The 14,695-nt window shown below is 29.1% G+C and carries 14 protein-coding genes; 8 read left to right on the forward strand and 6 right to left on the reverse strand.

Going from position 1 to position 14,695, the window contains the following annotated elements:
• The first annotated feature begins 2 nt into the window (after positions 1-2).
• From H0I30_RS10130 to H0I30_RS10155, 6 genes are all read left to right on the forward strand, one after another.
• Positions 3-1,154, forward strand: coding sequence for a DNA polymerase III subunit delta' (locus H0I30_RS10130; protein WP_218771743.1), 1,152 nt, complete (start codon positions 3-5; stop codon positions 1,152-1,154).
• A gap of 2 nt (positions 1,155-1,156) precedes the next feature.
• Entirely contained in the window at positions 1,157-1,618 is a 462-nt protein-coding gene (locus tag H0I30_RS10135; RefSeq protein ID WP_218771744.1) for a hypothetical protein, read from the forward strand.
• Between the two features lie 53 nt (positions 1,619-1,671).
• Positions 1,672-3,084, forward strand: coding sequence for a PAS domain-containing sensor histidine kinase (locus H0I30_RS10140; protein WP_218771745.1), 1,413 nt, complete (start codon positions 1,672-1,674; stop codon positions 3,082-3,084).
• 48 nt (positions 3,085-3,132) lie between these two features.
• Complete coding sequence (locus tag H0I30_RS10145; protein ID WP_218771746.1) at positions 3,133-3,912, forward strand: enoyl-CoA hydratase/isomerase family protein; 780 nt, start codon at positions 3,133-3,135, stop codon at positions 3,910-3,912.
• 6 nt (positions 3,913-3,918) lie between these two features.
• Positions 3,919-5,637: a helix-turn-helix domain-containing protein gene (locus H0I30_RS10150; RefSeq protein ID WP_218771747.1), complete on the forward strand. Its 1,719-nt coding sequence runs from the start codon at positions 3,919-3,921 to the stop codon at positions 5,635-5,637.
• A gap of 226 nt (positions 5,638-5,863) precedes the next feature.
• Entirely contained in the window at positions 5,864-6,253 is a 390-nt protein-coding gene (locus tag H0I30_RS10155) for a hypothetical protein (RefSeq protein WP_218771748.1), read from the forward strand.
• A gap of 338 nt (positions 6,254-6,591) precedes the next feature.
• Here H0I30_RS10155 and H0I30_RS10160 read toward each other — a convergent pair whose 3' ends face one another.
• Positions 6,592-7,248, reverse strand: coding sequence for an HD domain-containing protein (locus tag H0I30_RS10160; protein WP_218771749.1), 657 nt, complete (start codon positions 7,246-7,248; stop codon positions 6,592-6,594).
• 61 nt (positions 7,249-7,309) lie between these two features.
• Positions 7,310-8,317, reverse strand: coding sequence for an aspartate-semialdehyde dehydrogenase (locus H0I30_RS10165; protein WP_218771750.1), 1,008 nt, complete (start codon positions 8,315-8,317; stop codon positions 7,310-7,312).
• A gap of 217 nt (positions 8,318-8,534) precedes the next feature.
• On the opposite strand from H0I30_RS10165, the gene H0I30_RS10170 reads away from it, so the two are divergent.
• Both H0I30_RS10170 and dinB read left to right on the forward strand, forming a co-directional pair.
• The gene (locus H0I30_RS10170) at positions 8,535-9,566 is read left to right on the forward strand and encodes a rhodanese-related sulfurtransferase (RefSeq protein WP_218771751.1); all 1,032 of its coding nucleotides are present in this window, start codon (positions 8,535-8,537) and stop codon (positions 9,564-9,566) included.
• A gap of 77 nt (positions 9,567-9,643) precedes the next feature.
• Entirely contained in the window at positions 9,644-10,726 is a 1,083-nt protein-coding gene (dinB, locus tag H0I30_RS10175; RefSeq protein ID WP_218771752.1) for a DNA polymerase IV, read from the forward strand.
• Here the strand turns inward: dinB and H0I30_RS10180 are convergent.
• The 4 genes from H0I30_RS10180 to rplU form a co-directional block, all read right to left on the reverse strand.
• Positions 10,723-12,636 carry a tetratricopeptide repeat protein gene (locus tag H0I30_RS10180; protein WP_218771753.1) on the reverse strand — a complete coding sequence of 638 codons (1,914 nt, stop codon included), beginning with the start codon at positions 12,634-12,636 and terminating at the stop codon, positions 10,723-10,725. The two genes, dinB and H0I30_RS10180, sit on opposite strands and share 4 nt — an antisense overlap.
• Positions 12,637-12,638: 2 nt before the next feature.
• Positions 12,639-13,373, reverse strand: coding sequence for a LytTR family DNA-binding domain-containing protein (locus H0I30_RS10185; RefSeq protein WP_218771754.1), 735 nt, complete (start codon positions 13,371-13,373; stop codon positions 12,639-12,641).
• A 359-nt stretch (positions 13,374-13,732) separates the two neighbouring features.
• Complete coding sequence (rpmA, locus tag H0I30_RS10190) at positions 13,733-13,993, reverse strand: 50S ribosomal protein L27 (protein ID WP_218771755.1); 261 nt, start codon at positions 13,991-13,993, stop codon at positions 13,733-13,735.
• A gap of 22 nt (positions 13,994-14,015) precedes the next feature.
• Positions 14,016-14,501 (reverse strand): 50S ribosomal protein L21, encoded by a 486-nt coding sequence (rplU, locus tag H0I30_RS10195; protein ID WP_218771756.1) that lies wholly within the window; start codon positions 14,499-14,501, stop codon positions 14,016-14,018.
• Positions 14,502-14,695 lie beyond the last annotated feature (194 nt).

The raw sequence follows: 14,695 nt of genomic DNA on the forward strand, positions 1-14,695 counted from the left end.
GCATGACTTTCGATAAAATTATAGGACAGGAACATATTAAAAAGCATTTACAGCAATCTGCTGAGAATAACCGAATTCCGCATGCGCAACTTTTTGTTGGTAAAGAAGGTTCTGGTACTTTGCCAATGGCAATTGCTTATGCTCAATTTTTATTATGTAAATCATCAAACAACGAAGAAGCTTGTAATATAAAATGTAATAAATTACAACACCCTGATTTACATTTTGCCTTTCCTGTAACCACAAACGATGCTGTAAAAAAACACCCTGTTAGCAATTTGTTTTTAAATGATTGGAGAAGTTTTATAGAAACGCAACCTTACGGAAGCATTTTCGACTGGTCTAAACATATTGGTATAGAAAATAAACAAGGTCAAATAGGTGTTGATGAAGCCTTAGATATTGTTAAAAAGCTACAATTAAAATCTTACGAAGGTGGTTTTAAAGTGATGATTATTTGGATGGCTGAAAAAATGAACATTGCAGCTTCTAATAAATTATTAAAATTGATTGAAGAACCGCCAAACAAAACCATTTTCTTATTAATTACTGAAGATGAAGAGCAAATTATAAACACCATAAAATCTCGCTGTCAAGCATTAAATTTCCCTTCTTTAAGTGATGCCGATATTGCTAATACTTTAGTTAAAAACCAGAATGTTGCAGAAAATGAAGCTATAAAAATAGCGCATCAATCTGAAGGGAATTACAACAAAGCATTACGTATATTAAACAACAACTCTAATGATTTAATTTTTGAAGAATGGTTTATTACATGGATTCGTGCTGCCTTTAAAGCCAAAGGAAATGCTGCTGTAATTCAGGATTTAATAAAATGGTCTGAAGCTATTGCTAAATCGGGTAGAGAAACACAAAAACAATTTTTACAATATTGTTTGCAGTTTTTTAGGCAAGCCTTGCTATTAAATTACGGAACACCAGACTTAGTTTTCCTAGAAACAAAATCTGCTAATTTTCAATTAGAAAAATTTGCACCTTTTATACACAGTGCAAATATTTTAGTTATTGAAAAGGAGGTAAGTGATGCTCAATATCACATTGAAAGAAACGGGAATGCTAAAATAATCTTATTAGATTTATCAATTAAATTAACTCGCCTTTTACACAGTAAAGAAGACAAAATTAAATCTTGATTATGAAAATAAAACTAGCAGCTATTATAAGCTTTGGAATACTTTTTGTAAGTTGTAATCAACATAAAAAAACTACTTTAAGTAATTACCTAGTTGGTAATTGGGAAACCACTTATTTAAAAATTAAAATGATTACCGTAAACAAAACTGATAGTACTTCTGTTTTTGAAGATGATTTTAACAAACCCAATTCAGGTAAGGCGCAATCATCTTACAAAAAAGACGGAACATTTTCTGCATGGTTTAAACAACCTAACGGAGAAAAATTAGACCAGACTAATGGTAAATGGAAGATGAAAAAAGATAGTTTATTTATTGATTATTTTTATATGGGTAAACAAGTACAGGCTTGGTATAAAATACAACAAATAGAAAATGGTTTTAAAGGAACATCAATATACGATTGGGATAATGATGGTCAAGCCGACGACACCTTAATTATGAATACTAAAAGAATAAAATAATAAATTTGCTAAATATTAAAAATATATCACTACGAATTAGAATCTTTTTATCAATGATACTTTTAGTATTGTTGGCCTCTATTTTAATTTTAATAGTTACCATAGTTCAATACGGTGAACAAACAGATGATTATAATATTTTACGCTTCAGTAGAAAAGAAAATGCCACAAAACACGATATAGAAATCGAGTTAAAGCGCAAAACAACATACCCTATAACAACTAGTAATTTAGCTAAAATATTTCAAGATCGTATTTATGATATTGCATATGTTCATAAACTTACCGTATCTATGTATGATATGGATGGAGGTCTTTTAAAATCATCTATTCCTTATAATTTTGATAAAAAAGAAGGCACCAATTTATCTATAGATATTATAAAAGAACTTGCTAACAATTCTGACCATAAAGTTATAAAAGATCGAGATGAAAAAGGAATTACCTATCAATCATCGTACACTTATATAACTGATACTAGGTTTAAACGAATTGGTATTTTAAAACTACAAATAGCACAAGACAATGAAGAGCAAGAAAAAGAGTTACGTGAATTTATATCACGTCTCTCACTAGTTTACCTCTTAATGTTTATTACCGCTATTTCATTAGCATATTTTTTATCGAGTTATATTACGCGTTCTATCCAAGCAATTTCTGAAAAAATTAAAGAAACCCGTTTAAATCAGCGGAATGAAAAAATTACGTTGAATTCTGCCAGTTCAGAAATAAACTCTTTAATTGATTCTTACAATAATATGATTGATCAGTTAGAAGAAAGTGCTGTAAAACTTGCTAAAAGTGAACGTGAACAAGCTTGGAGAGAAATGGCCAAACAAGTAGCACATGAAATAAAAAATCCGCTTACACCAATGCGTCTTTCAGTTCAAAGCTTCGAAAGAAAGTTTAACCCAGAAGATCCGGCCATAAAAGAAAAATTATCTGAATACAGTGAAACATTAATTCAACAAATTGATGTAATGAGCTCTATTGCTTCTGCTTTTTCAGACTTTGCAAAAATGCCTACACAACGTCGCGAAAGATTAGATGTAGTTGATATTGTTAAACATTCTTTAGATATTTTCTCTGAAGATTACATACATTACATTCCGCAAGAAACCGAACTATTTGCTAATTTAGATAAGACTCAATTAATTAGAATTTTAACTAATTTAATAAAAAATGCAACGCAGGCAATTACAGAAAATACAGCTACTCCTAGAATTGAAGTAAAGGTAACTTCTGAAGGGAATAATGTTAAAATTACTGTTTCCGATAACGGAAAAGGAATCATAGAACAAAATAAAGAATTAATTTTCGAGCCTAAGTTTACCACCAAAACAAGCGGAATGGGCTTAGGTTTAGCCATGATAAAAAATATAATTGAAGCATATGACGGCTCTATCAGTTTCACCTCAACAGAAAACATAGGAACCGTTTTTACAGTTATTTTACCTAAAAATTAAAAATTTACGCCTAGAGAATTTTCGCCAGGCCTTAAAAAACTCAATCAAATGAATTTCGAAAACATCTTAGTTTCTATCACTAACCAATTAGCAACAATTACTATTAACAGACCAAAAAAGTTAAATGCTTTAAATAGCGCTACAATTGAAGAGTTAAGTACAGCTTTTGAAGACTTAGAAGATGATGCAAATGTAAAAACAATTATTATTACTGGAAGTGGTGAAAAGGCATTTGTAGCTGGGGCAGATATTTCTGAATTTGCAAACTTCTCTGTAGAAGAAGGTGGTAGATTAGCTAGATTAGGACAAGAGTCGTTATTTAATCTCGTAGAAAACTTATCAACTCCTGTAATTGCAGCTGTAAATGGTTTTGCTCTTGGTGGCGGATTAGAATTAGCAATGGCTTGTCATTTTAGAGTAGCATCAGACAGTGCTAAAATGGGCCTACCTGAAGTATCTTTAGGTGTAATTCCTGGTTATGGTGGTACACAACGTTTACCTCAATTAGTTGGTAAAGGAAAAGCAATGGAATTAATTATGACAGCAGGAATGATATCTGCCGAAGATGCTAAACAATGGGGATTAGTAAATCATGTTGTTTCTTTAGAAGAATTAATACCTTTAGCAGAAAAACTAGCTGGTAAAATAATGCGCAATTCTTCTGTAGCAATTAGCGCAGCAATTAGAGCCGTAAATGACAACTTTAAAGACGGTGTAAATGGTTATGAAACCGAAATAGCTGAGTTTGGTGATTCTTTTGGAACAGAAGATTTTAAAGAAGGAACAACCGCTTTTTTAGAAAAAAGAAAACCAAATTTTCCTGGATAATAATTTATGGCACCTAAAAAAACTCTTCTTTTTTTTCTTTTTTTATTAACTATTAATCTTTCTGCACAAGAGATTAATAAAGATACTTATAAAGAAAAAATACTTAGTCTTTCGAACATCTTAGAAACTGAAAGTGAAGCAAGAAATCAGGTTGTTATAATTCAAAAAATGCTAAACCTGTCTAAAAAGAATAAAGATACTTTTCAGACAATTAGATTACTACATCAAATGGGACGGAAGTCTCAATTCCTTAACGAATATCATGTTTCAATAAAATCTTTTGAAAAAGAATTAGTATTATTTAACGCTTATAATTTAAGTAAACAAGAAAAAGAGATTATAGATTCTTTAAAAATTACACCTATCGAAATAATAGTTCAGCTAGGTAATAGTTATGCTGCTGTTGGTGAAACGAAAACGGCTTTAGCTTTTTATTCTAAAAGTGAACTTATTGCTAGTCAAGAAAATTTACAGTTTTACAAAGCTGTTATTCCTGTGCTTATTGGGGCTATGAATTATTCTGCAGGAGATTACAAGAAAGCTTTATTAAACTATAAAAAAGGATTAAATAGATTACAAACTACAACGGAAATTGATGAACGAAACAAAAATTTTAATAGTGCAATAACCATAACAAGTATTAGCGATACCTACATAAAACTTAAAAATATAGATTCTGCAAAATTAGTATTAAAAAAAGCTATCAAACAAGGATTAGATACACTTAATAATTTTATTCGGATAGGTTTTTATAGTCAAAATGCTAAAATTTTAATTGAAGAAAAAAAATATTCTGAGGCTTTAAATAAAATTAAGCAACTAAGTATTTTAAGCCACAAACATGACCCTAATTCTGGAAACTATTATTATTACAAAGAATTAACAGCAGCTTATACTGGTTTAAAAAAATACGACTCAGCTATTGCTGTTATGGAAAAAGGGATTGAAATTGGATTAACAAAAACTAAAGAATTTTATTTAGTTGATGATTATAAAACTCTTGCAAAGACTTACAAGAAATCTGGCAATATTAAAAAATCAAATGAATATTTCGAGAAATATGTTTTGAACCAAACAGCATTAGAAAAAAATAAAAAAAACATTATAAATTCTTTTCATAATAAAGAGTTATCTAGTTTAGAATCTGAAAAAGAAAATCAAAAAAAAACAACTAAATATTTAATGATTACAAGTAGTAGTATTATTTTGTTACTTGTTTTATACTTACTTCGTTTATCTAGCAGAAAGAAAAAAGATTCTGATCGTTTTATTAAATTAATAAACAAGATAAACTCACTAGAGCAACAACAAAAAATAATAGATACAAAAGATAAAATTTTAGAGGAAAAATTATCTATAGATATTAATAAGGAAACATTTAATGAAATTTTAGCCGGATTACATAAAGTAGAAGAACAACACTATTATTTAAAACAAGAATGTAATTCATATAACATTGCACGAAAAATAAAAACAAATACCTCTTATTTATCTAAAGTTATAAACACACATTATCAGAAGAATTTTAATACTTATATAAATGATCTCAGGATAAACTATGTGCTATTAAAACTAAAGAAAGATTCTAAATTTAGAGCCTATGCTGTTCAATCTATCTCTGAAGAAATAGGTTATAAAAGCACAGACTCATTTACCAAATATTTTAGAAAAAGAACAGGGCTGCTACCTTCTGTTTATATTAAAAAATTGAACTCTATTAACTAAATAATTTTACTAATATATATATGAAGCCCTAAATTTATAAATTTAGGGCTTCATATATATAACAATTCATTAAAGACAAAAAACAACCAAAAGCCTTGTTAACAAAGAGTTAAAATATTTTTTTAACACCCTAATTTTCTAAAACTAGGTTTACTTTTCTTTTATAAAGGTATATTATGTATAATATTTGTTTCAGGAAATTAATCCTAATAAATAAATCAGAAGCATGGAAAAATTAACGAAAACAATAGTAAGAGCAACTTTATTTTTATGTCTTGGCGGGTTATTTGGTTATACAGTTACAACTACAATAAAAAGCATAGATAAATCAAGTAATATTATAGAGGTATTAAAAGACAATTGCGATTGTAAGGAAGTAAACCAAATTATATATGCAAAAGGAATTCAGGTTGGTAAAAACGGATTAAGTACTGAAAAAGGAGAATATCAACTAATTGACTGTAAGTTTGAATCAATAAAAAAAGAAACGGGAAAAATTCAAAACCTATTAAAATCAAAGATTAAAGGTTATGAGAATATTGATTTATTAGAACTAGAATTCGTAAACGGACAAAAAACTGAAACTGTAGTTATTAAGGATGGTATAATTCAATAAAAATATTATGATATCAATAATAACAAAAATAGTCATAAAGAGTATAATTATAATTGTTACTTTCTTAGCTGTAATATTTTAATAAAATATCTCATTATTTACAAAGCTTAGATACAATTTTTTCATATTCATTTAATATTAAAAACCTTAAAACCTAAACAATAAAAAAGCATCTAGAAATCTAGATGCTTTTTTAACAATTTAGGGGATTGTTATAGTTAATAAAGGGGAATTACTAACTCTTAAAACAAATATATATTATTTTCAAACACTCACAACTTATATTGCGGTTTTTTTATTTAAAATAAAAAATAAATAAACTATTCTTAAATAAACCACTATTTAACACCATTAAACTCATCGTAAAACTGTTGTAAAAAACCTTTCATATAAAAATGTCTTTCGTTGGCAATTTTTTTACCAGTTTCCGTATTCATCTTATCTTTTAAAAGTAATAACTTTTCATAAAAATGATTAATTGTTGGTGCTGTAGATTTTTTATACTCTTCTTTTGTCATATTTAAATTCGGAGCTATTTCTGGATCATATAAAGCTCTATTTTTAAATCCTCCATAATTAAAGCAACGTGCAATTCCAATCGCTCCAATCGCATCTAACCTATCTGCATCCTGAATAACACTTAGTTCTGGTGAGCTAAATTTTTCTCCGTTCGTCAAACTTGTTTTAAAAGAAATATAATTAATAATATTTTCTATATGTATAATAATCTCTTCAGTAACTTGCTCGCTTTCTAAAAAATCTCGTGCCAACTTTGGCCCAACAGTTTCATCTCCGTCATAAAACTTAGCGTCGGCAATATCGTGTAATAACGCACCTAGCGATACAATAAATTCATCAACATCTTCATCTTTGGCAATTAATAAAGCATTTTTATATACACGCTCTATATGAAACCAATCATGTCCTCCTTCTGCTCCCTTTAACGTTTCTTTTACAAATACTATGGTATTTGTAGTTATTAGTTCTTTATTCATTCTTCAAAAATAAAAACCCTGTACTAATTAGCACAGGATTGTATACATATAAAATTACATTTTAAACTGTAATCGATTTCTTAATCAAGTTATTAGCAACTAAATATTCAGCTATTTGTACCGTATTAGTTGCAGCTCCTTTACGAAGGTTATCAGAAACAACCCAAAGATTTAAGGTGTTATCTTGAGATTCATCTCTACGAATCCTTCCTACAAAAACTTCATCTTTATTGTGTGCTGTTATTGGCATTGGATATAAGTTATTCGCTACGTCATCTTGCACTATAATTCCGGCAGTATTATTTAAGATTTCACGAACTTCCTTTAAATCGAAATCATTTTTAAACTGTACGTTTACAGCTTCTGAATGCCCTCCTGCTGTAGGAATTCTAACCGCAGTTGCAGTAACAGAAAAAGAAGCATCACGTAAAATCTTCTTTGGTTCTTTTACCAATTTCATCTCTTCCTTAGTATATCCGTTTTCTAAAAAAACATCGCAATGTGGCAAAGCATTTCTTCCTATTTTATGAGGATAAGCCATTTCACCGTCAATACCAGCCTCTTCGTTGGCTAATTGTTGTACTGCTTTTATACCGGTTCCTGAAACAGATTGATAGGTAGAAATTACCACACGCTTCATCGTGTATTTTTTATGCAAAGGCGCTAATGCCATTACTAGCTGAATCGTGGAACAGTTAGGGTTTGCAATAATTTTATCTTCGGACGTTAGCACATCTCCGTTAATTTCTGGAACCACTAATTTTTTGGTTGAATCCATTCTCCAAGTAGAAGAGTTATCAATTACCGTGGTACCAATTTCTGCAAACTTTGGTGCCCAAATTAAAGAAGTTTCGCCTCCTGCAGAAAACAATGCCAAATCTGGCTTCATTTTAACGGCTGTTTCTAAACCAACAACAGTATATTCAGTTCCTTTAAAATCAATTTTATTACCAACTGAACGTTCAGAAGCAACAGGAATTAATTCTGTTACGCCAAAGTTACGTTCTGCTAATATTTGTAACATTACATTACCTACCATTCCGGTGGCACCAACAACTGCTACTCTCATTTTTTATTATTTAGTTCTGTTAATCTATAATGATACAAAGGTTTAAAAAAATTGAATTAGTTGTATCTGTTTTTATTGATATTTTTAGTTAAAGTTCAAAAAACATCAAATTAAAGTAAAAAGTGTGGTTTTAAACAAAAAAAATCAAAAAAGAAGTACATTTGCAAAGATTTTATAAAAATCAACAAATATTTTGACTAACTAAAAAAAGTATAGCATGCAACTGTACAATAAGTTAAGCGCAAAAGAACGCGCTGCATTAATTGACGAAGCCGGTAAGGATCGTTTAACAATTTCTTTCTATCAATATTTTAAGATAGAAAATCCACAATTATTTAGAGATAAATTATTCCTAGAATGGAATGATTTAGAGGTTCTTGGTAGAACATACGTTTCTTACGAAGGAATTAACGCCCAAATGTCTGTTCCCGCTGATAATTTCTTACAACTTAAAGAACAATTAGATGCTATTTCTTTTTTAAAAGATATTAGATTAAATGTTGCAGTTGAACACGATAACAAATCATTTTTAAAATTAAAAGTAAAGGTTCGTAACAAGATTGTAGCCGATGGTTTAAATGATGATACTTTTGATGTTACCGATAAAGGTGTGCATTTAAATGCGAAAGAGTTTAATGAAATGTTAGCCAACCCAAACACTGTTTGTGTTGATATGCGTAATCATTACGAAAGTGAAATTGGGCATTTTAATGGCGCAATTACACCTGATGTAGATACTTTTCGAGATTCTTTAGATATTATTGAAGAAGATTTAAAAAACAATAAAGAAGATAAAAATTTATTGATGTATTGTACTGGCGGAATTCGTTGTGAAAAAGCTTCTGCTTATTACAAACACAAAGGTTTTAAAAACGTTTTTCAGTTAGAAGGTGGAATTATAGAATATACGCGTCAGGTAAAAGATGAAGGTATTGAGAATAAATTTATTGGTAAAAACTTCGTTTTCGATCACCGAAGAGCGGAGCGAATTACAGACGATGTAGTTTCTAATTGTCATCAATGTGGTAAAGCTTGCGATGAACATACTAACTGCGCAAACGAAGGTTGTCATTTATTATTTATTCAGTGTGATGAATGTGCAGAAAGAACAGAAAACACATGTTCTTCTGATTGTCAAGAAATTATTCAACTATCATACGAAGAACAAAAAGAATTACGAAAAGGCACACATGCCAGTAATAAAATATTTAAAAAAGGGCGATCTGAAGTTCTTAAATTTAAAAAGTAAATCAATTTAAAAGCACTCTTTCGAGTGCTTTTTCTTTTTAAATGCCTAATTTTATATTCTAATTTAGCATCCTAAAAATGTCTCTTCAACCACCATATCGTAAAATTATTCATGTAGACATGGATGCCTTTTATGCTTCGGTTGAGCAATTAGATAATCCTGACTTAAGAAATAAACCTCTTGCTGTTGGTGGTAATGAAATACGCGGTGTGGTTTCAGCTGCTAGCTACGAAGCTCGAAAATTTGGCGTTAGATCTGCTATGAGTGGTTTTCTCGCTAAAAAAAAATGCCCTCATTTAATATTTGTTCCCCCTAGGTTTGATCGTTACAAGGAAATATCTTCTAAGATTAGAGCAATTTTTTATGATTATACCGATTTGGTTGAACCTCTTTCTTTAGATGAAGCTTATTTAGATGTTACCGAAAATAAAAAAAGTAATTTATCGGCTAGTTTAATTGCCGAAGAAATTCGTGAACGTATTTGGAACGAACTCGAGTTAAGAGCATCCGCAGGAATATCAATTAATAAATTTGTAGCTAAAATTGCTTCTGACATTAACAAACCTAATGGTCAGAAAACTATTAATCCTGATGATGTTATTCCCTTTTTAGAACAGCTGTCTGTCAATAAATTTTACGGCGTAGGTAAAGTTACCGCTGCTAAAATGCATAATTTAGGTATTTTTAAAGGGCTAGATTTAAAGAAAAAAACACTAGAAGAACTTACTCTTTTATTTGGCAAATCTGGACTACATTATTATAATATTGTAAGAGGAATTCATAATAGTGAGGTAAAGCCAAATAGGATTCGAAAATCAGTTGCAGCAGAAACTACTTTTAATGAAAATTTATCTTCGGAAATTTTTATGCTACAACCTCTCGAAAAAATAGCAGATGAGTTAGAACGAAGAATGAAAAAATCGAATACAAAAGGAAAAACGATTACTTTAAAGATAAAGTACAGTGATTTTACACAACAAACTAGAAGTAAAACTACTGATAATTATATTCAGGATAAACAAGATTTTTATCCTATTATAAAAAAACTATTATATCAAGAATCTTTAAAAAACTCTGTTCGGTTACTTGGTATTTCTTTTAGCAACCTAAATACCGAAATAAAAGAAGCAATATGGGTACAATTAAAGTTTAATTTTTAAATTAAAGGTAGTTTTAAAGATACTTTTGTTCCTTTAATATTACCACTTTCATCAAGTAAATCGACATAAACTAATGAATAATCGTTTTGAAACTGAGAAGAGAAATTCATTAATCTTTCTTTCGTTAAATCAATGCCTATTGATTTTCTATTTAACGTTTTGTTACTTTTAATTCTAAAAGCTTCTTTACGACCAATTCCATTATCAACTATATCTATTTGAACAAATTCATCAGATATTTTCTCAACAGATAATACAACTTTTTTATCTCCCTTTTTTGAAGAAAGTCCATGCCAAATAGCGTTTTCTAAAAATGGCTGTAAAATTAATGGCGGTATTTTAATAACTTCTAAGTTAACAATTGAGCTTATTTTTTCTTCATATACTATTGCATTTGAAAAACGAATATTTTCAATACTCATATATAAAGTCATTGTTTTAAGTTCTTCTGCAAGGTTAACTTCTTTTACCGTACTAGATTCCAGAATACTTCTAATTAACTTTGAGAATTTATTTAAATATCGAACTGCATTTTTTTGTTCGTTATTTATAATATATAGTTTAATAGAATTCAACGCATTAAACACAAAATGAGGATTCATTTGTATTCTTAAAGCATCTTGCTCTAAAAGTAATATTTGTTTATCATTTTTTAACAAACGTTGTCTGTATATCGAGTACAATAAAACTCCAAATAAAGCAATCGATACCAGCGCGATAATTAAAATATTACGATTTCTTAGCAGTTTTAATTTAGTAATTTCATTTTCTTTTGCTAAGTCTTTTATTTTATTAGTATTTACTTCGCTATCATACCTATCTATAAGACTATTTACATACCTAACATTTTTATTGTTGTAAGTTCTTCTTTCTACATCTATAGATTTATGATAGTATTCTAAAGCTTTTTTATAATTCTCTTTTTTTTGATTTAACTCAGATAAGTGTGCATATGATAAAGTTAAGCTTGAAAGAATATTATTTTCTAAGCCTATTTTAAGTGCCCTTTCTAAATAGTCTTCAGCATCCTCATCTTTATTTAATTTTATTGAAACCCAACCATATGTATTGTAAACTTCAGACAAGTAATATCTATTACTTATTTCTTCTGCAGAAGCAACAACCTCTGCAATGTATTCGTATGCTTCATTATATTTTCCTTTTTGAATTAAAACATCAGCGATACTATTATGGCAAATTACTTTTCCTAATTTATCATTATTTAAGGTGTTATATCTTAAAGACTTTTGGTAATTTTCTAAAGCTAAATCTAAATCGCCAATATTTTTATAAGCGTATCCAATATTTTGATGATTAATTGCTAAACCTCTTTTATCATCTAAGCTATCCTGAATAAGAATAGATTGGTTAAACTTTTCTAAAGCTCTTCCATATTGTTTTAAAGCCAAATAAATATTCCCAATACTATTTATAGTAATACTATTACTCTTTTTAATATCTTCATTTGGACTTTCTATTTGAGTAACAATCTCTAAAGCTGCTTGATGGTTGTTTAATGCAGATCTAATTTTATCTTGACGCCTGTAAACAACCCCTAACTGATTTAATATTACGATTTCAGCCTCTTTACTTTCTATTTCTTTAGCGAGTCTTAGCGCCTCGTTATAGCTTTCTACTGCCTTATCATACTCTGTAATATTTCTAAATAAACGCCCTTCTACTTTTTTTGCAAATATTTCTCCTATTACATAATTACTCTTTTTGCTTTCCTCTAAAAGATTTTTTATCTGATTATCAGTAAACCTAGCTCTTTTAAAATGCTGTTGGAGTTTAAAGTAACTAGTTTCTTTTTTCAATAAAGCGCCAGTGATTAAACTGTCAACGTTATTTTGTGATAGACAGGTGATAGTATTTAAAAAGAGTAAGATTGTTACAAGGAAGGATTTCATTTTTAAAATTTTTCTAGAAAATCAGATTTTCTCTGACGTGAAACTGGTATTTTATGATTGTCCTCTAAGACCACATAACCATCCGACCTTAAAAATTCTTTAATCTTGTTTAAGTTGATAATAAATGAATTATGTATTCTAAAAAAATGTTCTTCTGGGAGTAATAAATTAATCTCTTTTAACTTTTTTGTTATTACAATTTTTTTATTGTTGACTGTATGAATAGAACAATAATTACCGTCAGATTCAACAAATAAAATTTCCGATTCTTCTAAAAAAATTAATTTACCATCGGTATTTATTGTTATTTTTCTTTTTTTGAATTTTTTATTAAAGTTTGTTAGTATTTGCTCGAATTTTTCGTGGTTATTATTTTTAACATGATGACTTTTAACTCTGTTTAATGTTTCCTCTAAATCATCAGAATCTACAGGTTTAAGCAAATAATCGATCGCTTCATTTTTTAAAGCCTTTATTGCATACTCATTATAAGCTGTTGTAATTACAATTGCAAAATCTTTTTTATCTAATCTATCAAGCAATTGAAAACCGTCCATTGTTGGCATTTCAATATCTAAAAAAAGACAATCGATGGCATTACTATTAATATATTTAATAGCCTCTTCTGCCTCCGTAAAGGTTTCTATAACCTCTAAATCAGTGTCAAAATTAGACAATTCCCAAGTAAGTCCCTGTATAGCTTTAGGCTCGTCATCAACAATTACAGCTTTTAACATATAGTAGTATTTCTATCAAATGTAACTGATATTAATGTAATAATAAAACGTTAAAAATGAAGAAACGATCTAAAGAACATAAAAAATTACCTAAAAAAACAATACAAAAACCATCTACACACAAATTAAGACCATTTACACATTAGTAACTTTTTAAAATATATTTACGCCATATATTTGTTATATAATACACAAGGGAATCGTATTGATAAATTGGGGGATTAATCAATAAGAAATTAAAAAAACAAGCATTACTTTATAGTAGTGTTTTTTTTTGCATTAAATTTAATTTCGTTTTAAAACATAAAAAAGCTCAAACAACAAGTGTTTGAGCTTTAATTTATTAAATCAAAAATTTCTTAAGCCTCGAAAGGAACTATAGAAACGTATGACCTGTTGTCTCTTTTCTTTCTGAATTCAACTACACCATCAACTCTAGCGTGTAAAGTATGATCTTTTCCCATGTAAACATTTTCACCTGGGTTGTGAGTTGTTCCTCTTTGACGAACAATAATGTTTCCTGCAATTGCAGCTTGTCCTCCAAAAATCTTTACTCCTAGTCGTTTCGATTCTGATTCTCTACCGTTCTTCGAACTACCGACACCTTTTTTATGAGCCATCTCTCTAAGTTTTTAAAGTTAATTATTTGCTTAACGCTTCAATTAATTCTGCTTTCTTTAAAGAAGTATATCCTGAGATACCTTTTTCTTTAGCTAAAGCTTTTAATTCAGCAACAGTCATTGAACTTAAGTCCTTAGATTCAGCTTTTGCCTCAACCTTAGGAGTTTCTTTTTTAGTTACTGTTTTTTTAGCACCAGATGCAGCAATTCCTTCGATTTGAATCTCAGTTAAATACTGTCTGTGTCCGTTTTTCTTCTTGTAACCTTTTCTTCTTTTCTTCTTGAAAACGATTACTTTATCACCTTTTAAGTGACGTAATACCTTTGCAGTTACTCCTGCACCTGTTATAGCTGGGGCGCCAATAGTTACGTTCCCTTTGTCTTCAATTAGCATTACATTATCAAAAATTACTTCTGATCCTTCTGCGTCTTGTAAACGGTGTACGAATACCTTTTGGTCTTTTGCTACTTTAAATTGCTGCCCTGCTATCTCTACGATTGCGTACATACTTTTTGTTTTGCGTTATACTTATTTTACACTTTCTTAGTGAAAATGCGGATGCAAATATACATTTTTTACAACAAACAAGCTTTAATTCAGTAAATTAATATTCAGTTTGTAAAAAAATAATTTATTCTACCTTTTTTAATGTAACGAATATCCTAATTTCACGTCACATATAATAAAATCAGTTAAAACTA

Origin of the sequence: Tenacibaculum sp. AHE14PA, assembly GCF_019278465.1 — a bacterium.
Classification (GTDB): Bacteria; Bacteroidota; Bacteroidia; order Flavobacteriales; family Flavobacteriaceae; genus Polaribacter; species Polaribacter bernardetii.

Excerpts from the sequence above, each read along its gene's own strand:
- rplU (WP_218771756.1), bottom strand. The coding sequence starts at position 14,501 with ATGTACGCAATCGTAGAGATAGCAGGGCAGCAATTTAAAGTAGCAAAA.
- H0I30_RS10135 (WP_218771744.1), top strand. The coding sequence starts at position 1,157 with ATGAAAATAAAACTAGCAGCTATTATAAGCTTTGGAATACTTTTTGTA.
- H0I30_RS10180 (WP_218771753.1), bottom strand. The coding sequence starts at position 12,636 with ATGAAATCCTTCCTTGTAACAATCTTACTCTTTTTAAATACTATCACC.
- dinB (WP_218771752.1), top strand. The coding sequence starts at position 9,644 with ATGTCTCTTCAACCACCATATCGTAAAATTATTCATGTAGACATGGAT.
- H0I30_RS10145 (WP_218771746.1), top strand. The coding sequence starts at position 3,133 with ATGAATTTCGAAAACATCTTAGTTTCTATCACTAACCAATTAGCAACA.
- H0I30_RS10160 (WP_218771749.1), bottom strand. The coding sequence starts at position 7,248 with ATGAATAAAGAACTAATAACTACAAATACCATAGTATTTGTAAAAGAA.
- H0I30_RS10130 (WP_218771743.1), top strand. The coding sequence starts at position 3 with ATGACTTTCGATAAAATTATAGGACAGGAACATATTAAAAAGCATTTA.
- H0I30_RS10150 (WP_218771747.1), top strand. The coding sequence starts at position 3,919 with ATGGCACCTAAAAAAACTCTTCTTTTTTTTCTTTTTTTATTAACTATT.
- H0I30_RS10170 (WP_218771751.1), top strand. The coding sequence starts at position 8,535 with ATGCAACTGTACAATAAGTTAAGCGCAAAAGAACGCGCTGCATTAATT.
- rpmA (WP_218771755.1), bottom strand. The coding sequence starts at position 13,993 with ATGGCTCATAAAAAAGGTGTCGGTAGTTCGAAGAACGGTAGAGAATCA.
- H0I30_RS10155 (WP_218771748.1), top strand. The coding sequence starts at position 5,864 with ATGGAAAAATTAACGAAAACAATAGTAAGAGCAACTTTATTTTTATGT.
- H0I30_RS10140 (WP_218771745.1), top strand. The coding sequence starts at position 1,672 with ATGATACTTTTAGTATTGTTGGCCTCTATTTTAATTTTAATAGTTACC.
- H0I30_RS10185 (WP_218771754.1), bottom strand. The coding sequence starts at position 13,373 with ATGTTAAAAGCTGTAATTGTTGATGACGAGCCTAAAGCTATACAGGGA.
- H0I30_RS10165 (WP_218771750.1), bottom strand. The coding sequence starts at position 8,317 with ATGAGAGTAGCAGTTGTTGGTGCCACCGGAATGGTAGGTAATGTAATG.